Source organism: Sphingomonas metalli, from assembly GCF_014641735.1.
GTDB lineage: Bacteria > Pseudomonadota > Alphaproteobacteria > Sphingomonadales > Sphingomonadaceae > Sphingomonas > Sphingomonas metalli.
The window spans coordinates 230,329-250,787 of sequence record NZ_BMIH01000005.1 but is presented as its reverse complement, the minus strand read 5'-3'; the positions used below and the strand labels follow the sequence as shown (position 1 = coordinate 250,787).

13 protein-coding genes and 1 pseudogene are annotated in these 20,459 nt (G+C 67.5%); 8 read left to right on the top strand and 6 right to left on the bottom strand.

What is annotated here, in order from left to right; genetic code table 11:
• Positions 1–177 precede the first annotated feature (177 nt).
• The gene (locus IEX18_RS18685) at positions 178–441 is read left to right on the top strand and encodes a hypothetical protein (RefSeq protein ID WP_229664685.1); all 264 of its coding nucleotides are present in this window, start codon (positions 178–180) and stop codon (positions 439–441) included.
• Here IEX18_RS18685 and IEX18_RS18680 read toward each other — a convergent pair.
• Both IEX18_RS18680 and IEX18_RS17095 read right to left on the bottom strand, forming a co-directional pair.
• Positions 358–876: pseudogene (locus tag IEX18_RS18680) on the bottom strand (SDR family NAD(P)-dependent oxidoreductase); the annotation flags it as partial. The gene IEX18_RS18685 and the pseudogene IEX18_RS18680 sit on opposite strands and share 84 nt — an antisense overlap.
• Before the next feature lie 32 nt (positions 877–908).
• The gene (locus IEX18_RS17095; protein ID WP_188660737.1) at positions 909–1,154 is read right to left on the bottom strand and encodes a hypothetical protein; all 246 of its coding nucleotides are present in this window, start codon (positions 1,152–1,154) and stop codon (positions 909–911) included.
• Between the two features lie 365 nt (positions 1,155–1,519).
• On the opposite strand from IEX18_RS17095, the gene IEX18_RS17090 reads away from it, so the two are divergent.
• The gene (locus IEX18_RS17090; protein ID WP_188660735.1) at positions 1,520–2,689 is read left to right on the top strand and encodes an NF038122 family metalloprotease; all 1,170 of its coding nucleotides are present in this window, start codon (positions 1,520–1,522) and stop codon (positions 2,687–2,689) included.
• Between the two features lie 41 nt (positions 2,690–2,730).
• Here the strand turns inward: IEX18_RS17090 and IEX18_RS17085 are convergent, their stop codons facing one another.
• Both IEX18_RS17085 and IEX18_RS17080 read right to left on the bottom strand, forming a co-directional pair.
• Complete coding sequence (locus IEX18_RS17085) at positions 2,731–3,930, bottom strand: MFS transporter (RefSeq protein ID WP_188660732.1); 1,200 nt, start codon at positions 3,928–3,930, stop codon at positions 2,731–2,733.
• A 125-nt stretch (positions 3,931–4,055) separates the two neighbouring features.
• Positions 4,056–5,435 (bottom strand): mannitol dehydrogenase family protein, encoded by a 1,380-nt coding sequence (locus tag IEX18_RS17080; RefSeq protein ID WP_188660729.1) that lies wholly within the window; start codon positions 5,433–5,435, stop codon positions 4,056–4,058.
• A gap of 156 nt (positions 5,436–5,591) precedes the next feature.
• Between IEX18_RS17080 and IEX18_RS17075 the strand changes: the two genes are divergently transcribed.
• Entirely contained in the window at positions 5,592–7,190 is a 1,599-nt protein-coding gene (locus IEX18_RS17075; RefSeq protein WP_229664677.1) for a GH39 family glycosyl hydrolase, read from the top strand.
• A 10-nt stretch (positions 7,191–7,200) separates the two neighbouring features.
• Positions 7,201–8,844 (top strand): DUF5597 domain-containing protein, encoded by a 1,644-nt coding sequence (locus IEX18_RS17070; protein WP_188660726.1) that lies wholly within the window; start codon positions 7,201–7,203, stop codon positions 8,842–8,844.
• A 77-nt stretch (positions 8,845–8,921) separates the two neighbouring features.
• Here IEX18_RS17070 and IEX18_RS17065 read toward each other — a convergent pair whose 3' ends face one another.
• A complete protein-coding gene (locus IEX18_RS17065) occupies positions 8,922–9,932 on the bottom strand; it encodes a zinc-binding alcohol dehydrogenase family protein (RefSeq protein ID WP_188660722.1) in 1,011 nt (336 codons plus the stop codon).
• 214 nt (positions 9,933–10,146) lie between these two features.
• On the opposite strand from IEX18_RS17065, the gene IEX18_RS17060 reads away from it, so the two are divergent.
• From IEX18_RS17060 to IEX18_RS17045, 4 genes are all read left to right on the top strand, one after another.
• Entirely contained in the window at positions 10,147–12,459 is a 2,313-nt protein-coding gene (locus tag IEX18_RS17060) for a glycoside hydrolase family 31 protein (protein WP_373284596.1), read from the top strand.
• Positions 12,460–12,697: 238 nt separating this feature from the next.
• Complete coding sequence (locus tag IEX18_RS17055) at positions 12,698–15,727, top strand: TonB-dependent receptor (protein WP_188660716.1); 3,030 nt, start codon at positions 12,698–12,700, stop codon at positions 15,725–15,727.
• Between the two features lie 253 nt (positions 15,728–15,980).
• Positions 15,981–17,477, top strand: a complete 1,497-nt coding sequence (locus tag IEX18_RS17050) for a tryptophan halogenase family protein (protein WP_188660713.1) — start codon at positions 15,981–15,983, stop codon at positions 17,475–17,477.
• A 44-nt stretch (positions 17,478–17,521) separates the two neighbouring features.
• A complete protein-coding gene (locus tag IEX18_RS17045; RefSeq protein ID WP_229664676.1) occupies positions 17,522–18,340 on the top strand; it encodes an IclR family transcriptional regulator in 819 nt (272 codons plus the stop codon).
• A gap of 6 nt (positions 18,341–18,346) precedes the next feature.
• Here the strand turns inward: IEX18_RS17045 and IEX18_RS17040 are convergent, their stop codons facing one another.
• Positions 18,347–20,422, bottom strand: coding sequence for a beta-galactosidase (locus IEX18_RS17040; RefSeq protein ID WP_188660710.1), 2,076 nt, complete (start codon positions 20,420–20,422; stop codon positions 18,347–18,349).
• Between the last annotated feature and the right edge of the window lie 37 nt (positions 20,423–20,459).

The window sequence follows — 20,459 nt, the reverse complement described above, 5'->3', positions numbered from 1 at the left end:
TCCGACGCCCGGTCGGCGCTCGCCACCTCCTGCTGCGCCTGGAAGAAGCCATAGGCGGGAACCGCCTCGTCGCGGCGGTCGGTGATCTCCGGCCAGTGCGCGACGACCTGCGCCTGCCGCTCCGTCGCCGCCGCCGATGTAGCGTCCCCGGGTCAGGGTGACGTGCGCGGCGGCGAAATGGCCCGCTCCGGCGCAGAGGATCGCCCGGCTCGGCGCGTCATCGCCCACCAGGGCCAGCAGGCCGGGACTGACCAGCGCGGGATCGAGCCGGCTGAGGTCGGCACCGGGCATGACGCCTGCGGTCATTCCGGTCGCAGCCGTCGGGGCCAGCGCGTTGACGCGGATGCCGTATTTCTCGCCCTCGATGGCGAGCGTCTGCATCAGCCCGACCAGCGCCATCTTCGCCGCGGCATAGTTCGCCTGCCCGAAATTGCCGTATAGCCCGGATGACGAGGTAGTCATCACGATGCGACCGTGACGCTGGGCGCGCATCGGCTCCCACACCGCGTGCGAACAGATGGCCGCGCCGAACAGATGGACGTCCATCACCTCGCGGAACTCCGCCATCGTCATCTTGGCGAAGCTTTTGTCGCGCAGGATACCGGCATTGTTGACGAGGATGTCGATCCGGCCCCAGCGCGACAGCGTCGCCGCAACCATGGCCGCAACGCCCGCCTCGTCGGTCACCGAGCCGGGCGCGACCATCGCTTCGCCGCCGCGCTCGCCGATCTCGGCCACGACGGCGGCGGCACTGTCGGCCGAGACGTCGTTGACGACGAGGCGGGCGCCCTGTCCGGCGAGGAACAGGGCGTGCGCGCGACCCAGTCCGGCGCCGGCGCCGGTGACGATCGCAATACGGTCTTGAAGGGGCTTCATGCCCGGCCTTGTAGCGGCACGCTGAGCCCCCGTCAGCTGGGATGGGCGGCACTTTCGGCCGCGTCGCGTCCCGTTTCGGTGGGCATGGCAGCGTCATAGGCGGCGGTCTCGTCGGCGATGCCCGCCTCAATCGACGCCCCGGCAGCGTCGTCGGCGCCCTCCGCCAGCTTCATCTGCTCATAGGCGATTTCCAGATCGGCGACGCCCGACCCGGTCGGCTGGATCGGCAGGTCGGCGAAGCTCTCGGGCTCGCGGTGCGGGTCGGTTGGATCGGACATGTCGCTCTCCTTATTGACGACCGTCAACGCACGACCCGGCCGAAGCGCTGCGGCGGGGATGGTCGCCGCAGCGACGTGTCCGACCGCTCCCTCCCCGGCGCGGCCGGACCAAGGCCGAACAGATTAAAGTATTGCATTCTGGTGAAGAAGTACCGGCATTCACCGGATTAGCTGTCTTGTAGAAAATTGGTGCTTAAGCTGGTTCCTATAAATTGCGTTCTGATGTCTATTTGACACAAAGGCCGGTCAAGAGACGCCTTGAGGCATTCCCGCCTTGTCCTCCACGCTGGTGATGCGCGGCGACGTACGTCGTTCGCGCCGGGTCATCTGTCGAAATCAAAGAGGGGGGTTGGATGTTGTCAAAGATGTTGAAGGCGATGGCGCTGGGAGCGGCGCTCGTTCTGGGTGCCGGCCGGGCTTCGGCGCTGACCATCGTCCTGACGGACAGCGCGCCTGGCATGACGGCCGAGGCGCGAACCGGGTTCACCGTAGCGGCTCGCTACTGGGAATCGGTCCTGACCAACAACGTCACGCTCAACATCGCGATCGGGCTGGATGACTTCGGCCCGAACGGCTTGGGTGTCGCATCCAGTAGCTACACCGGGCTGACTATCGCCGATTATTATACGCAACTTGCGAAGACGCGCAGTGGAAGCGCGGTGGACCAGTTGGCGGCAGCGGCATTGCCCGTCTTGGACAGCAATGGAAGCATCAAGGTGATCGTGCCGAACTATGCCGATGCTGTCAGCGCCAGCGGCGTCACCGCTGGATATGACAGTAGGCTGGCGCCTACGAATACTTTCCTGTCGCGAGGTATCGGAATGACGACGGCGAACTACAAAGCTTTGTTCGACGATCCGAATTTTGATGCTGCAAAGACCGATGCAGAGATCTTATTCTCCAACTCAGTGACGTTTGACTTCAATCCTGAGGACGGCATCGCAATCGGCTCCGCCGATTTCATCGGTACAGCAATACATGAAATCGGTCATGCTCTAGGATTTTATAGTGGGGTCGAGAGCTTCGATCAGAATGCGGGTTCGCCGGACTTCCCGGCCGACAACTATGTCGTCGGTTCGGCGTTGGACCTGTTCCGTTACAGCGGAGAGGACAGGCTCGACTGGACCTTCGGAACGGATGCCTATTTCTCGCTCGACGGCGGCAAGACCGCCTATGGCGGCGCCCATTTCGCGACTGGAGAGACCCGTGGCGACGGCTATGGCACCGGTCATTGGAAGAAGGGGAGGAATTGCGCGGACCTCATCGGCATCATGAACCCCTTTCTCTGTCCGGGCAGACAAGGGGTGGTCACCGGGCTCGATATTACCGCACTGGATGCCATCGGCTGGAACGTTGCGCCCGGGGCCGCGTCTGCCGCCTATCGCATGGATACCGGGCAGATCTATGCAGCCTATGTCGCGGCCCTGCCCGAGCCGAGCTGCTGGCTCGAACTCTGCATCGGCTTCCTGATGCTCGGCATGCTGCTGCGACAGCGTTACATTCGCGACGACGCCGCAGGGAGCTACCGAGGCTGAATCGGGTCAGACCGGCAGGGGCGCGCAGCGGCCCTGCCGCATCACTCTGCCGGACACGCGACCGGCTGCGCCGGCGCACGCTCGACGAACATTGATGCCGCCCACACCGCAAGCCCGGCCAGCGCCAGCGCGCAGCCCACCCAGCCGGTCGAGGTCCAGCCATAGCCGCCGGCGATCGCCAGGCCGGCGAGCCACGGGCCGAGGGCGTTGGCGGTGTTGAACGCCGAGTGGTTGAGCGCCGCGGCCAGGCCCTGTGCGCCGTGCGCCACGTCCATCAGCCGGGTCTGGAGCACCGTGCCCAGCGCGCCGCCGGTGCCGATGACGAACACGTCGATCGCGACCAGCCAGATATTGTCCGCGACCAGCGGGAAGAGCGCCAGCGCCGCGGCGCTCCAGAGCAGCAACGCGCCCGCGGTCGGCATCAGTGCGCGGTCGGCGAAGCGCGGGATGACGAGATTGCCCGCGGTCATGCCGAGGCCGAAGATGCACAGGACCACCGGCACCCAGCCCGCCGACACGCCCGTGACCGCGACCAGCGTGGAGGCGAGATAGGTATAGACGGCGAAGAGGCCGCCAAAGCCGATCGCGCCGATCCCAAGTGTCAGCCAGACCTGCGGCAGACGCAGCGCGGCGAGTTCGCCGCGCGCGCTCGCCACGGGCCCTTCGGTGGTATGCGGCGCGAAGCGGGCGACCAACAAGGCGGTGGTCAGGCCGAGGGCTGCGACGATGGCGAAGCCCCAGCGCCAGCCCAGCAGCTGGCCCATCATATTGGCAAGCGGCACGCCGACGACCGTCGCGATCGTCAGCCCCAGCATCACGCGCGAGACGGCCAGCGTCCGCCGCTCCGGCGGGACCAGCGAGGCGGCGACGAGAGCCGCGACGCCGAAATAGGCGCCGTGCGGCAGCCCGCTGAGAAAGCGGAAGGCGAGCATCGCCTCGTAGGAGGGAGCCAGCGCGCTGAGGGCGTTGCCGGCGGCGAACAGCGTCATCAATCCGATCAGCAGCGTGCGGCGCGCCAGCTTTGCTCCGGCCACTGCGAGCAACGGCGCGCCTACCACCACCCCCAGCGCGTAGGCGCTGATGACATGCCCGGCGGTCGGCGCGTCGATCCCCAGGCCGCGCGAGAAATAGGGCAGCAGGCTCATCGTCGCGAATTCGGTCGTCCCGATCGCGAAACCGCCCATGGCAAGCGCGAAAAAGACAAGGGCCGGCCGCGCGCTGGGGCCATGGGCGTCATGCATGACAGTCTCCGGGAAGATGGCGCCGGCGCTGTCGCGGCTCGGCTGTCCAACCCCGGAGCTAGACCTTTGGCGACATCTTGCAAGGCGTTCGCCGGCCAGGCGGGCCGATGTTTACGTATTCGCCGCTAAGCCTCGGCGAGCAGCGCGCGCAGCGCCTCGATCGCGGCGTCATCGGCCTGCCACGCAGCCGCGAACAGGCCGTCCCGCCCGAACAGCGCGGCCGCGATACCGTCCCTACCGGCCTCCGCCCATAGCGCGCGCAGGCGATCCGCCATCGGATCGTCCAGATGACCGTCGTCGCCGCGCGCATGCCGTATCCAGGCGGCGAGCGCGGCGAGGGTGGCCGGGCAGGACAGGCCGCGCCCATGGTTGATCGCGAGCGGCTCCAGCCAGCGCTGGCCGATCTTCTGCGACCCGTCCATCGCGATCTGGGCCAGGCCATGGGGCAGGGCGGGGTTGGCGAAACGGACGAACAGCGTGTCGGCATAGGCAGCGAGGTCCTGGCCGGGGGCCGGGTTGACGGTGCAGGCGGCCTCGTCCCGCATCAGCCGCTCGACCAGCGCGCGGATCCGTGGATCGGCGACCGCCTCATGAACGTAGCGGTGGCCGGCGGCGAGGCCGCAATAGGCGAGCGCCGAATGCGCACCGTTGAGCATGCGCAGCTTCGCCGTCTCATAGGGGCGAACGTCGCCGACCAGCTGCGCCCCCACCCGCTCCCAGCCGGGGCGGGGGGTGGCGAACCGGTCCTCGATCACCCATTGGCGGAACGGCTCCGTCACCACGGCGGCCTCGTCGCGCAGGCCGAGCGAGATGCCGGCCGCCTCGCGGTCAGCCTCCCGCGTCGCGGGCACGATGCGGTCGACCATCGTCGCGGGGCAGGCGCACTCGCGCGCAAACCACGGCAGGAGGTCGGGCGCGTATCGATCGAGATAGGCGCGGATCAGTCCGTCCAGCACCCCGCCATTGTCGGCGAGATTGTCGCAGCAGATGATCGTCAGGCCCGGCAGACCGGCCGCACGGCGGGCCCGGAAGGCGGCGACGAGGACGGCGTAGACGGTCGCGCCTCCAGCCGCGGCCGAAAGGTCGAGCGTGCCGTCGGGCTGGCGGAGATAGCCCTTCTCGGTGATGGTCAGCGAGACGATCCGGGTTTCGCGCGCCGCGAGCAGGCGCGCGAGTCGATCCGGCGCGTGCGTGGCGACGATCACCTCCCGAACCGCGCCGACGATGCGCGTTTCCGCCGTGGCGCGGCCGCGGATCGCGACGCTGTAGAGCCCGTCCTGCGGCGCCAGCATCGCGTGGACCGCGGGAGAGCGGAGCGACACGCCGGCGATCGCCCAGTCGCGCTCGCCGCCCGCCATCGCGTCGTCGGTGAACATCGCCTGGTGCGCGCGGTGGAAGGCGCCGATGCCAAAATGGACGATGCCGATCGCCTGCGCCTCCCGGTCATAGGCCGGGCGCGTCACAGCGGCGGGGATCGATGGCAGCGTCGTCGCGCTCAGTCTCATCCTCGTCCTCTCCCCGCTTGACCGACAGGTGCCATAACAGCTGTATTTCACTTATGAAAGTCTGGTTGCAGGATCGGTTTGGTGCGAGTAGGCTGTTGAAAATCATGTCGGATCGATGCGATCGTCGACAATGTAAGGGGCGGGGGAGAGTTGCCGGTGAGGCTTGTCGGAAAGCGCCGTCTGGCATTGGCTTCGCTGTGCGCGTTGCTGGGCGCGGCCACGTCGCCCTCTGCCGCGGAGCCGGCCGCACCGGATCGCGCGCTCACCATCGATCTGGCCAAGGCCGGTGCGCCGGTCGATCGTGCGTTCGACCTGTCCGTCGGCGCCGATTTTCCGGGTACGCTGGGCCGGCCCGAGAGCCTGGCCCAGCTCGGTCTGGCCGCGCGCGAACTCGGCTTCCGCTATGTCCGCTTCCACGCGATCTTCCACGATGCGCTCGGGACGGTCAAACGGCAGGACGGACGGATCCGCTACGACTGGACGCAGATCGACCGATTGTACGATGCGCTGCTCGCGCGCGGGATCAGGCCCTTTGTCGAACTGGGTTTCACGCCCGAGGCGATGGCGACGTCGCGACAGACGCTGTTCTACTGGAAAGGCAATACGTCGCATCCCGAGCCCAAAGCCTGGGCCGCGCTGATCGACGCGTTCGTCCGGCACCTGCGCGCCCGCTACGGCGCCGCGGAGGTGCGGCGCTGGTATTTCGAGGTGTGGAACGAGCCCAATCTCGACGGCTTCTGGGAGAAGGCGGACCAGCGGGCCTATTTCGACCTCTATGTCTCTACCGCGCGCACGATCAAGGCGATCGATCCGTTGCTCAGGGTCGGCGGACCGGCGACGGCGGGTGCCGCCTGGGTGCCCGAGTTCCTCGCCCATGCCGCCGGGCAGCGCGTGCCGGTCGATTTCGTGGCGACCCACACCTACGGCGTCGACGGCGGCTTTCTCGACGAGAAGGGGCAGGACGACAACAAGCTGTCGCCCAATCCGGACTCGATCGTCGGCGACGTGCGGCGGGTGCGCGCGCAGATCGCCGCCTCCGCCATTCCGCGCATTCCCCTCTATTTCACCGAGTGGTCCGCCAGCTACAATCCGCGCGATCCGGTGCACGACTCCTATGTCAGCGCGCCCTTCATCCTGACCAAGCTCGCCGCGACGCGCGGGCTGGCGCAGGGCATGAGCTACTGGACCTATAGCGACCTGTTCGAGGAGGCGGGGCCGCCGCCCACGCCCTTTCACGGCGGGTTCGGGCTGATGAACCGCGAGGGGATCCGCAAGCCGGCCTGGTTCGCGTACAAATATCTGCATGCCGTCACCGGGCGCACGATCCCGACCGGCGATGCGCAGGCCCTGGCCGCGACCGAGAGCGGGCGCACCGCGGTGCTCGCCTGGAACTGGACCCAGCCGGTGCAGCAGCTCAGCAACCGGCCATTCTATACCCGGCTCCAGCCGGCCGTCCCGGTGCCCGACCTGGTGCTGCGCTTCGCGCATCTGCGGGCGGGCACCTATCGCCTGACGGTGCGGCGCGTCGGCTATCGCGCGAACGATGCGCACAGCCGCTATCTGGAAATGGGCTCGCCCTCCGCCCTGTCGCCGACGCAATTGAGCGAGTTGCAGGCCCTCACCGCCGACCGCCCCGAACGCACCGCGACGCTGCGCATCGGCGCCGATGGCGGCTATAGCGTTCGCGTGCCGATGCGCACCAACGACGTGGTGCTGGCGGTGCTGGAACCTGCCGCCGCGCATGTTCGAAATTGAAGGACCCTTGATGAAGCTGATCCTGCCCCTGCTCGCGACCGTCGCCCTTGCCGCTCCTGCGACCGGGCTGGCTCAGAGCGCCTCCTCCCCGACCCCTGCAGCGACGACGCCCTTGCCGCGGATCGAAACGCGCGGCGGGCGCCACGCCCTGATCGTCGACGGTGCGCCCTTCACGATGCTGGGCGGGCAGGTGAACAACAGCAGCAACTATCCCGCGGCGCTGGAAACGGCCTGGGCGGTGCTCGACCGCGTCCATGCCAATACCGTCGAGGTGCCGATCGCCTGGCAGCAGGTCGAGCCGCGGGAGGGGCAGTTCGACCTGTCCTTCCTCCAGACGCTGCTCGATCAGGCGCGCGCGCACGACAAGCGCGTCGTGCTGCTCTGGTTCGGCACGTGGAAGAATACCTCGTACAGCTACACGCCCGACTGGGTGAAGCTCGACAATCGTCGCTTCCCGCGGATGAAGACCCGTGACGGCAAGGATCATGGCGTGCTGAGCGCGCATGGCCGGGCGACGATGGAGGCCGACCGGCGCGCCTTCACCAGGGTGCTCGAATATCTGCGCGATCACGATCCGCAGAATACGGTGATCATGGTCCAGCCGGAGAACGAGACGGGCAGCTACCGCAATCCGCGCGACTATTCGGCAGCGGCGACGGCGCTGTTCAACCAGCCGATCCCCGCCGCGCTCGCCAAGCGGATCGGCAAGCGCGGAACCTGGCCGCAGGTGTTCGGCGCGCAGGCCGACCGGATGTTCAACACCTGGTACGTCGCCACCTATGTCGATGCGGTCGCGGCGGGCGGCAAGGCCGCAAAGGCGCTGCCGATGTACGTCAACGCGGCGCTCGCCGGCCCCTCCAACGTTCCGGATCCCGATGGCGTGGCGAGCGGCGGCCCGCAACAGGACGTGCTCGACATCTGGAAGGTCGCCGCGCCCCATATCAATCTGGCTGCGCCCGACATCTACGATCGGGCGAGCGAGAACGTGGTCCAGTATCTCGACAAATATGCCCGTCCGGACAACGCGCTGATGGTGCCGGAGATCGGCAACGCGCGCGAGTTCCACCGCTTCGTCTATGCGGCACTGGGTCGGGGCGCGATCGGCTATGCACCGTTCGGCCTCGACGACAGCGGCTATTACAATTTTCCGCTCGGCGCGCGCGACCTGAGCGAGGCGACGCTGGCGCCGCTGGCGCTCGCCTATGCGAGCTTCGGCTCGATCATGCGCGACTGGGCGCGGATCGCCTTCGAGCGGCCGACATGGGGGGTTTCGCGGCCGGACGACGGCAGCGCGCAATCGACCCGGATGGGCGGCTGGACGATCGAGGCGAGCTATGGCGAATGGCAGTTCGGCCTGCGGAGCTGGACCTGGCTGAAGTCCGATCCGCCCTCCTGGGCCAGCGACAAGGTCGGCGGAGTCGCGGTCGCGCAGCTCTCCGATGACGAGTTCCTGGTGGTGGGCGATCATGTCCGCGTCCAGTTCAGCGGTGCGCCGGGGACCGACAACGGGATCATCCTCAGGGTCGAGGAAGGCGGGTTCCGGGATGGTCGCTGGGTCGCCTCGCGCGTCTGGAACGGCGACCAGACCGATTATGGGCTCAATCTGACCGACCGGCCGCAGGTGCTGAAGGTGACGATGGGGCGGTATCGCTAGGACCCGGTCCAGCCTTGCCGGATCGGATCGGTGCCGGGCCGCATCCATGCCCGGCCCGACATCGTCGGCATGGTCCTTCAGAAGCGGGCGATCGCCTTCAGCACATGGTCGGCCTGCTCGATCAGCCGCGGCAGCTGCGCCGGCAGTTCGGCCGCGTCGAGGCTGTGGGTATGGAGCGCCTCCACCGGGATGGTGCGCTGGCGGATGGCTCCGATCACGCGCGTGAAATCGGCGGCTAGCGCGTTGCGGCTGCACAGCAAGGTCGTCTCGCGGGCGTGGAGCATCGGATCCGGCAGGACGAGGTCGCCGGGCGCGACGCCGACCAGCACCAGGGCGCCGCCATGGGCGACGAAGCCGAGGCTCGCGGCCATCGCCGGCAGGGACCCGGTCGCGTCGCACACCAGCTCGTACATCTCGCCGGCGGTCGCGGCCTGCAGCCGTACCGTCAGGCCATCATCGGCGACTTCGGTATCGGTGAAGCCCAGCGCGCGGGCCGCATAGTCGAGCCGCGCGGCACGGGTATCGACCAGCGTGACCGCCACGCCGTCCAGCCGCGCGAAGAGCGCGGTGGCGATACCGATGGGTCCCGCCCCGACCACCAGCATGCGCTGACCGGCACGCGGCTGCGCCCGGGCCACGGCGTGCGCGCCGATGGCCAGGAATTCGACCATCGCCGCCTCGTCGATCGTCAGGCCGGTCGCTGCGACCAGCGCGCTTTCGGGCAGCGCCAGGCGTTCGCACATGCCGCCATCGATATGGACGCCGAGCACGCGGATCCGGGTGCAGGCATTGGGCTTGCCGTTGCGGCAGGCGATGCAGGTGCCGCAGGCCAGATAGGGGTTGATCGCGACGACCTGCCCCTCCGCGAAGACGGAGCCGGGCGGCGCCGTCTCGATCACCGCGCCCAGTTCATGCCCCATGATGCGGGGGTAGGAGAGGAAAGGGTGCCGGCCCTCGAAGATATGATAGTCCGTCCCGCACAATCCCACCCGGCGGATGCGCACCACCACCTCGCCTGGCGCGGGCTCGGGTTCGGGCCGGTCGATCAGCGCGAGCGCATGGGGTTCCTGGCAGATGACGGCCCTCAACCCACCCCTCCCGCTGCACGAGGCCGTCGATCCCGGCCATTGACGGGTTGATAGCGGCAACATCCTCAAATATGCAACAGCGTTCTTATATCTAAGATTTCAACTACGACCTCGAGAAGGGCTGACCTCGGCGTCGTCAGCATGTACGGCCGGCATGATCTTGCGGCTGAAGGCAAATCGAACAGGGAGAGTGTTGATGAGGCGTTCCACCAGGATGCTGGCCGGGCTGCTGGCCACGATCGGCAGCGGCATTGCGGGCGCGGCAGCCGCCGACCCGCTGGCTATTCTCGATCGCAACGGCAGCGTGGTGACGGTGACGCCCTACGGTCCCAACATCGTCCATGTCTCGATCGCGCTCGACAAGGCGCAGGCGACCGCCGCGCCCGGCTATGGCGTGATCGGCACGCCGCAGCCACAGGGCTGGCGGCACACCGCCGATGCGAATGGCGACACCTTCGCCTCGTCCGACCTCACCGTGACCGTGGCGGCGCAGCCCTGGCCCAAGGCGCCGTCGCAGATGGAGCGCTATTTCGCGCCCTCGCTGCCGCCGGTCTCGATCAGCTTCGCCGGGCCGGGGGGGCGCGCGCTGACCCGGATGACCGGGTGGAGCATGGCGCCGCATAGCGTGAACGGCGAGAAGACGTTCGAGGCGGGCACGAGCTTCGCCGACACACGCGATACCCATTATTACGGGCTGGGCCAGAATCAGGAGGGGCAGCTCGACCTGCGCGGCCGGACGGTCGACTGCCGTCACTGGTACGATGCGCCCGCGGGCGAGCAGGTGTGCGTGCCCTTTCTCGTCACCGACCAGGGCTATGGCATCGTGTGGGACAATCCCTCCGCCACCACGGTATCGGCGGGCATCCACAACGCGACCCGCATCGCCAGCGAGGTGGGCGAGCGCGTCTCCTTCTTCCTGATCGCCGGCCGCAGCGCCGACGACCTCTATGCCGGCTATCGCCGGCTGACGGGCGAGACCCCGCTGCCGCCCAAGGCGGCGTTCGGGCTCATCCAGTCCAAGGCGCGCTACGAATCGCAGCAGGAACTGCTCGGCATCGCCGACGGCTATCGCACGCGCGGCTACCCGCTCGACATCATGGTGCTCGACTGGTTCTACTGGACGCGGATGGGGCAGATCGACATCGACCGGACCTATTTCCCCGATCCCAAGGCGATGAACGACCAACTGCACGGGCAGGGCATGCACTCGATCATCAGCGTCTGGCCGCGGTTCGAGCGCGAGTCGCGCTATTACAACGAATTGGCGGCCAAGGGGCTGCTGCTGCACGACAGCGACGGCAAGCCGGTCGACGGCCTGCCCTTCCGGGCCGACCGGGCCGGAGCGCTGATCGACTCGACCAACCCGGCGGCGCGCACCTGGTTCTGGAACACCGTGCGCGACAACATCCTGAGCCAGGGCTTCGACTATCTGTGGCTGGACGAGACCGAGCCCGATCTGGTGCCCGACGGATTCCAATATTCGATCGGCTCGGGCGATCGCTACCACAACCTGTTTCCGCTGGTGCATACCATGGGCGTGGCGGACGGCGCGGCGCGCGACCGGCCGGGGGTGCGCAACCTGATCCTGGCGCGCGCCGCCTATCTGGGCGCGCAGCGGTCGGGCGCGATCTTCTGGACCTCGGACGTGCAGGCGACCTGGGAGGCGTTGCAGCGCCAGATCCCGGCCAATCTCAACATGGCGGCAAGCGGCATCGCCTATACCGGCAGCGACACCGGCGGCTGGCAATATCCCAACGGGCCCAAGGCGCTGCACGCACCGCTGGTCGACCCGGCAGGCGCGACGGCGATGAACCCGGGCTATGCGGACTATCCCGAACTCTTCGTGCGCTGGTTCCAGTACAACACCCTGTCGCCGACGCTGCGCATCCATGGCCAGCGTCCGGGCACGGCGATCTGGGAATATGGCAAGGCGGCCGAGCCGATCCTGGCGACCTGGCTGCGGCTGCGCTACGCGCTGATCCCCTATCTCTACGCGCTCGGCCGGACGACCTATATGACCGGCGCGCCCTTCATGCGCGCGCTGTGGATGGACTTCCCGGACGATGCGCGCGTGCGGACCATCGGCGACGAATATATGCTCGGCTCCGCCATGCTGGTCGCACCGGTGACGGAGCAGGGCGCGATCCGCCGCTCCGTCTATCTCCCCGCGGGCAGCGACTGGTACGACTGGTGGACGGGCGAGAAGCAGGCCGGCGGTCGCACGATCGACGCGGCGGCGCCGATCGATCGCATCCCGGTGTTCGTCAAGGCGGGCTCGATCGTGCCGCTGGGCGCGCAAGTGCCCAATACCGCGACCGCGCAGCGGCTGGAGAAGATCCGCGTCTATCCCGGCCGCGACGCCAGCTTCACCCTCTATGACGATGATGGCGTTACCAACGATTATAAGACGGGCAAGGGCCGCAGCACGGTCCTTCGCTGGGACGAGGCAAGCGGCCGGCTCACGGCCTCGGGCAAGCTGCCGACCGGTCAGAGCCTGGACGGGCTGGTGGAGGTCGTCGGCCGCTGACCGTCGACGGAAGCGGGTTCGTACCGACCCGCTTTCACCGCAAGATCGCTTCCAAGGATGCAAAGCGCGATGGTGAGGCCCACCGTCGCGCTTTGTCGTATGCGCCCGTACTACATGACGGCTGCGTCACTATAAAAATACTATTCTACTAGTGAATATGCATTTTCATTTTCATGGAAGAATGTTAGCGCATCACCAACGAGGCCGTCCGAGAGCGGCGCAACGGAGGGGTGAGGGCATGGCAAAGGGGCAGTTCGGCAAGACAGGCGTGTCGTCGCTGGCGGTGGTGGCCGCGATGGTTGCGATACCGGCCGCGGCGCAGGTAGCGACCGGCGACCCGGCAGGGGCGAACAGCTCCAGCACGGCCGACGCGCCGCCCCAGCCCGGCGTACCCGCCGGCGATCCGGCAACCGCATCGGGTCGGCCGGTGACGCCGGGGGCGGCGTCCGGAACGAGCGAGGGCGGCGATGTCAGCGCCGGCGCGAACGACGCCGATATCGTCGTCACCGGTCTTCGGCAGTCGCTCGCATCGGCCCAGGCGATCAAGCGCAACTCCGAGCAGATCGTCGACTCGATCACCGCGACCGATATCGGTCGCCTGCCCGACACCACGGTCGCCGAGGCGCTCCAGCGCATCTCCGGCATCCAGATCACGCGCAATCGCGGCGAGGGCAGCTCCATCGCCATCCGCGGACTCACCCAGGTCCGCACCGAACTCAACGGCCGCGACATCTTCTCCGCCAATGGCGGCCGGGGCCTGTCCTTCGAGGAGATCGGACCCGACCTGCTCGCCGGCGTCGACGTCTACAAGAATCCCTCGGCGGAGCTGATCGAGGGCTCGCTGGGCGGCACCGTCAACCTGCGTACCCGCATGCCGTTCGACTCACCGGGCCGGGTCGTGTCGCTGACCGGGTCGGCGACGCGCTACGACTTCGCCGACAAGAACCGCTTCGGCGCGTCCGGCCTCTACAGCGATCGCTGGAGCACCGGGCTGGGCGAGATCGGCATCCTCGCCAACGCCTCATGGCAGCAGACCGCGTTCCGCGAGGACAAGGTCCAGATCGAGCCCTATCACTATCACGGCCCCACCCCGATCGAGGGTGCGACCGTCGAGAACACGCTCGTGCCCGGATACGAAACGCAGGACATCCTGGTCCCGCATGGCGGCGGGTTCAACGATGCGGTCGGCAATCGCAAGCGGTTCAGCGCGGCAGCGGCGCTGCAATGGAAGCCGGCGGACAATCTGGAGATCTACGCGCAATATCTGACCGCCCACTATCGCTACCATGACTACGGCCTCTCCTTCTTCGCGGCGGGCACGCCGATGACGCCGACGCCGGGGTCGACCTTCACCGTGGAAGACGGGGTCGCGACGTCCGGCTCGCTGAGCAATCCGTCGAGCAGCAACGTGGTCTATCAGGGCAACCGCAAGACCATGACGAGCGACTATGCCGCGGGCGCGAAATGGACGGTGACCGATCGGCTGCATGCGTCGGTCGACTACCAGCATATCCATTCGACGGCGGACAACCGTAGCCTGAACCTGACGATGAACGTCGTGAACCCGTCGACCTCGCTGCCGGGGCTGGGCTCCAACTTTAACCTTCTGTTCGACACGCGCGGCGATATCCCGTCGATGGTCATCGACCGGCCAGGTTATCTGACCGACCCGCGCAACTTCGAATTTACCGCGATCCAGCCATTCCAGGAAAAGAACCGGGCCAATGCCGACGCGGTCCGCGCCGATCTGGACTGGGACTTCGATGACAGCTCCTTCCTGCGCAAGGTCAGCGCCGGCGGCCGCTACTCGGTGAAGGAGGCGGTGAACCGCAATTCGAGCACCTGGTCGACGATCGGCTCGACCTGCGCCAACTGGTCGTCGCCGGCCGGCTGCTATCAGCCGAGCAGCTTTCCGCAGTTCATCGAACTCAATCCGTTGCAGAGCACGCTGCTGCGCGGCCGCGCGGCGGACCTGTACTTCGGGCCGGTGCTGCAATGGCGGCTGAGCTCCGCGGCCAATCCCGAGCAGGGCTTTGCCGATGTGAAGGCGATCTCCGGGCAGACGATCGGCTTCACCCCGTTCGACGATCCCAGCGCCTTCAACGGCACCGTCGAGGAAAAGGATATCTCCGCCTACCTCCGCGCGGCCTTCGGCGGGAGGATCGCGGGGATGGAGTTCGACGGCAATGCCGGCCTCCGCTACGTGCGCACCGAGGAAACCGGCATCGGTTCGCGCGGGCTGACCTACCGCGACCCGGCCACCGGGCCGGTGACCAATCCCGACGGTACCGTTACCGCCCCGCCCAACATCACGGTGCGCGAGCCGTTCACGGGCGGCCGCAACTACACCAAATGGCTGCCGAGCGTGAACCTCAGGCTGCACGTCACGGACAAGCTGCAGGCGCGGTTCGCCTTCTCGAGGAACATCTACCGGCCGGACTTCAACCAGCTCAATCCCAGCTTCAATCTCAGCCCGATCTACAACGGGTCGGCCAACACGCCACAGACGGTCAATCCCAACCTGCCTTACGACGCCACGACCAATCCCTATGCGGGGACCGGCAGCGTTTCGGGCAACCCGGACCTGCGACCGCAGCAGGTGACGTCGTTCGACGGCGCGCTGGAATGGTATTTCGCGCCGACCGGCTATGTCTTCGCGACGGTGTTCAAGAAGAACCTGGTCGATCTGCTCGACAACCGAACCTTCCCGGTGACCCAGGTGATCCCGGGTGTGGGTACGGTCCAGTTCAACGTGACGTCGGTCGTCAACGTCTCCAAGGGAGGCGTGAAGGGCTTCGAGGTCGGCGGCCAGCGCTTCTTCGACTTCCTGCCGGGGCCGCTCTCCGGCCTTGGCATACAGGCGAACTTCACGCTGGCGGACAGCGATGCCGGCGTGGTGGCGCAGGGCAATGCCGGCAGCACCAACCTGGTCAACGTGCCGCTGATCGGCCTGTCCAAATACAGCTACAATCTGATCGCGCTGTACGACAAATACGGCTTCAACGCGCGCATCGCCTATAATTGGCGCAGCCGCTACCTGCTGACGACGACCGGCGTCGGCACGCAGACTCTGCCGGAGTTCGTGAAGCCCTATGGCGTGCTCGACGCCTCGATCAGCTACGACTTCTCGCCCAATCTGTCGCTGACGCTGGACGCGGCCAATCTGAACAACGCCGAATATCACAGCTATCTGGCGACGCCGGCGACCCCGCGCGACTTCCAGGTCAACGATCGTCGTTTGTCGGCGCGGGTCCGGGTCCGGTTCTGAGGGGAAGGACGCATCCGGCGTCCCGCCCCACCACGAGCTCCTCTGTGGCCGCCTTGTCAGGAAGGGCGGCCACCTTTTTGTTAGCAACCAATGGATTGGAGACGGCCTTTAACCCGTTCGCGCCGAGCTTGTCGAAGCCCTGTTCGTCCCTTCCAACCGCTTCGCATAGGGCTCAAGGAACGGCGGTGCTTCGACAAGCCCGGCACGGACGGACGGAGAACCGGCGCCTGGGCCCGGCAAGGGAGACGAACTGGTGACAGACAAGTCCATCCGGGACGTGGTCGTGGTCGGTGGCGGCACCGCGGGCTGGATGGCGGCAGCGATGCTGGCCAGCCGGTTTCCACCTGAGCGCCTCCACGTCACGCTGATCGAATCCGCGGAGATCGGCACGGTCGGAGTGGGGGAGGCGACGATTCCACCGATCCTGGACTTCAATCGCCTGCTCGGCATCGACGAGGACGAGCTGATCCACCGTACCCAGGGCACGTACAAGCTGGGCATCGAGTTCCGCGACTGGGGCGAGATCGGGACGCGCTATTTCCACCCGTTCGGTCGCTATGGCGCCGATATCGGCGGCCTGGCCTTCCACCATCACTGGCTGCGCCTGCGCGAGGGCGAGCTGGCCGACTATTCGCTGCCGACGGCTGCCGCCTATGCCGGCCGCTTCGCGCGCCCGGCCGAGGATCCACGCAACCTCCTGTCGAAGATGGCCTATGCCCTCCATTTCGACGCCAGCCTCTACGCTGCCTTCCTTGCGGAGCGCGCGCAGGCTGAGGGCGCTGTCCGGATCGAGGGGCGGATCGTCGCGGTCGAGCGCGACGGGGAGAGCGGCGACGTCGCCCGTGTCCGGCTCTCCGACGGGCGCAGCCTTGCGGGTGATCTGTTCCTCGACTGTTCGGGTTTTCGCGGGCTGCTGATCGAGGAGGCGCTGGGCACGGGCTATGAGGACTGGTCGCACTGGCTGCCGATGGACCGCGCGATCGCGGTACCCAGTGCCCCGGCCGGACCGCCGACCCCCTATACCCGCTCGACTGCGGGAGAGGCGGGGTGGCGCTGGCGCATCCCGCTCCAGCACCGCACCGGCAACGGGCATGTCTATTGCAGCCGTTTCCTCGACGACGATGCCGCCGAGGCGCAGCTTCTCGCCGGTCTCGACGCGCCCGCGCTGGCGGCATCGCGCCGGCTGCGCTTCACTACCGGGCGGCGGCGGCGCGCCTGGAACCACAATGTCGTGGCGTTGGGCCTTGCCGCCGGCTTCATCGAGCCGCTCGAATCGACGTCGATCCATCTGGTGCAGCAGGGCGTGCAGACTCTGATGGCGCTGTTTCCCGGCGACGCGATCGTGCCGGCGGAGGTGGCCGAGTACAACCGGCTGATGCAGCGCGATTTCGAGCAGGTGCGCGACTTCGTGATCCTTCACTACAAGCAGACGTTGCGGCGCGACACGGCCTTCTGGCGGATGGCGGCGGCAATGCCCGTGCCGGACACGCTGGCGCAGCGCATGGCGCTGTTCGCCGCCAACGGCCGGATCATGCCGGAGCCGGGCGAGCTGTTCACCGATACGAGCTGGGCCGCGGTGATGCTGGGCCAGGGGCTCGTCCCGCGCGGCTATGACGGCCAGGCGGACGGCTTTCCCGAAGCGACGATGCGCGAGCAGCTGCGGCGGATGGGCGAGATGATCCGCCGTGGTGTGGAACGGATGCCGCGCCATGCCGACGTCCTGCAGGGGCCGCGCCGCGCGACCGGCTGAGGGCGCTGCGGGCGCTTGCGTCCTCCGATCCAACGCGCGACAGCATGGACAGATCAATCGTTGGGGCGACGGCGGGGATGGGACGAGCGGCACTTAAGGGAACCTATGCGGCGCCCGCCATCCAGAAGGCGTTCGAGGTGATCGAGCTTCTCGCGGCGCGACCGGAGGGGGCGATCATCAGCGATATGGCGGCCAGCCTCGGCCGCTCGGTGGGCGAGCTGTTCCGGATCGTCGTGGTGCTGGAACAGCTGGGCTATCTTCAGAAGTCGGAGATCACCGACCGCTACACGGTCGCCTACAAGCTGCTTGAGGTCGCCTATCGGGCCACGCCGTCGCACGATCTGGTCGGTGCCGCCCTGCCCGAGATGCAGGTGCTGGCGCTGGAGGCGGGCCAGTCCTGCCACCTCGTGGTCGCCGGCAGCGGTCACGGCCTGGTGATCGCGCGCGAGGAACAGCCCGGAACCCGCGGCTTCTCGCTGAAGGTCGGGGCGCGGATCGACATGGTCCGCAGCTGCTCGGGACAGGTGATCCTCGCCTTCTCGACGCTCCAGCGGGTCGAGCAGATCGTTCGCGACATCGAGGAGGATGGCGATGCCGCGCCGGTCGACCGGGACGCGCTCGCCAAGCGCATGGCGGCGGTGCGGCGCAACGGCTTCGAAATGCGCAAGAGCCCGATCACCTATGGCGTGACCGATATCAGCTTTCCGATCTTCGGCTTCGACCGGAACGTGGTGGCCGCACTGACCATCCCCTTTCTCGAGCTGATCGACGGCTCGCAGAAGGTGGACCTGGAGGCGGCGCGCGATCTGCTGGCGCGCACCGCGGCGCGCGTGTCGGATCGACTGGGCTATCGTCCCGCCTGAATCCGGTCACTCCATCAGCGCCACGCCGAAGCCGGGCAGCACCAGCGCGCCGTCGTGGCGGGTGCCGGTCAGCACGTCGCGGTGCGTGCCGGTCAGCGATACGGTGGCGGGGCCGGTGCCGGTATTGACGTACAGCGTGCGTCCCTCGACCGTCCGGGCCGAGACGCCCTCCGGCGTCTCCGGGCCACGTGCGATGCGGAGTTCGGCGTAGAGCGAGCGCAGCAGCGGGTCGAGGAATGCACCCTGTGCCGCGGTCGCCAGATAAATGGCGCGGCCCTTGCCGAAGCGGTTGACGGTGATCGCGGGCGTGCCGCCGGTCGCGGCCGAGAAGCGCGCCAGCACCTGCGCGGTGCTCGGTTCCAGCACCTCGTAATAGGGATCGGTACCGGTCAGGGTCCGGCCGTTCCATTCGATGCGCAACGGCTGGTCGGCACGGTAGAATTCGTTGGTGCGCAGGCCGAACACGTCGCTCAGCCGGCCGGGCAGCGGCGTGTCGAACCACTTGCCCGTCTCGTCGACCTTGGCCGAATAGCCGGTCATCACCACCGTGCCGCCATTCTCGACATAGCGGCGCACGGCGGCGGCGCTTTCCTTGTCCATCATATAGGCGCTCGGCAGCACCACGAGCTTGTACCGGTCGATCGCCGTATAGCCGATGTCGATCAGCGCCGCGTCGATATTGTCGCGGAAGAAGGGCGCGAAGGCGGCCTTCGCCTGATCCGGATAGCTGGCCTTGAAATATTCCTGCATCGTGTTCGGCCCGGGCGGGGGGCTCGTCAGCCAGTTGGTCTGATAGGAGTAGCCGATCGCCACCTCCGGCTTGGGAAAGCGGGGAAAGCCCAAAGTCTGCAGGCGCGCGAACTCGCGCGCCATCTGTCCGAACTCCTTCACCTTCCAGGAGGGCCGGCTGTCGTGATCGATCAGGCCGAAGATCGCCTGTTCCTCGCCACCCAGATGCGAATTGAAGGTCCAGGCCAGGAAGGTCTGCGCGGCGTTGAGCAGCCCGAAATAGGCCCACATGCGCGAGCGGCCCGGAGTGCCGTAATAGCCGCCGCCGCCAGCGGTGAATTCGTTGAACCAGATCGGCGTGTCGAGCCCGCCGCGGTTCATCATCACGTCGAACGCCGCGCCCAGCGGATCGCCCGGATAGAAGCCCTGCGCGCCGTAGGTGGAAAGCTGGTCATAGGAGCGCAGGAAGTCGAAGCCCTTGGTCCCGGCATAGGGCCAGAAGTTGGAAAGGGTCGGGAGATTGGGGGCATATTGCTGGCGCACCGCCTCCAGATCCTTGAGCGCGCCGATCGTGTCGTCGGACCAGAAGCGGCGCAGATCGAGGTTGCGCTCGTTCGGTCCCGGTCCCTCGCCATAGGGCAGATCGACCTCGCTCCAGTCGTTGATCCGGCGCGACCAGCGCTGCGTCGCCCAGGCCGTGTTGAGCGCCGCGACGGTGCCGTATTTCGCCTTCAGCCAGCCGACGAAGCGCTGTCTGTCGGCGTCCGAATAGGACATGCGGCCGTTGCCGATCTCGTTGTCGTAGCCGACCGCGATCACCGCCGGATGCTTGGCGTAGCGCTGCAGCATCTGCGTCGCGAGGCGCTTGGCGAGGCGACGATAGTCGGGGTCGGCGATATTGTCCCAGTAGCGCGAGGCGGCGTTCATGCGCATGCCGTTCTGATTGACGATGTCGACGCCGGGATAATGTTTGTGCAGCCAGATCGGGGCGGGCTGGCCCGGAATGTCCACGATCACGCGGATGCCGGCCGCGTGCATCTGGTCCAGCACCCTGTCGAACCATTCGAAGGTGAAACGCCCCTCCTGCGGCTCGAACGAGTCCCAGGACAGGTCGCCCATCCGCACCATGGTGAAGCCCGCGGCCTTCATGATCGCGATATCCTGCCGGATCTGCTCGGGCGTGCGGTCGATCGGCTGATAGCAGGTGCCGACGAACAGCTGGCCCCCGCCCGGCCATTCGGGGTGACCGACAATGCTCTGCGCGGCCGCGACGGTCGATAGGGATTCGGTCGATGCGGCCAACGCGAGCGCGGCAACGAAGGTCATGCGGGCGGGGGAGGGGCGACGAACCATCGAGAAGCTCCGGAACAGGCGCGGCGTGGCGGGAACG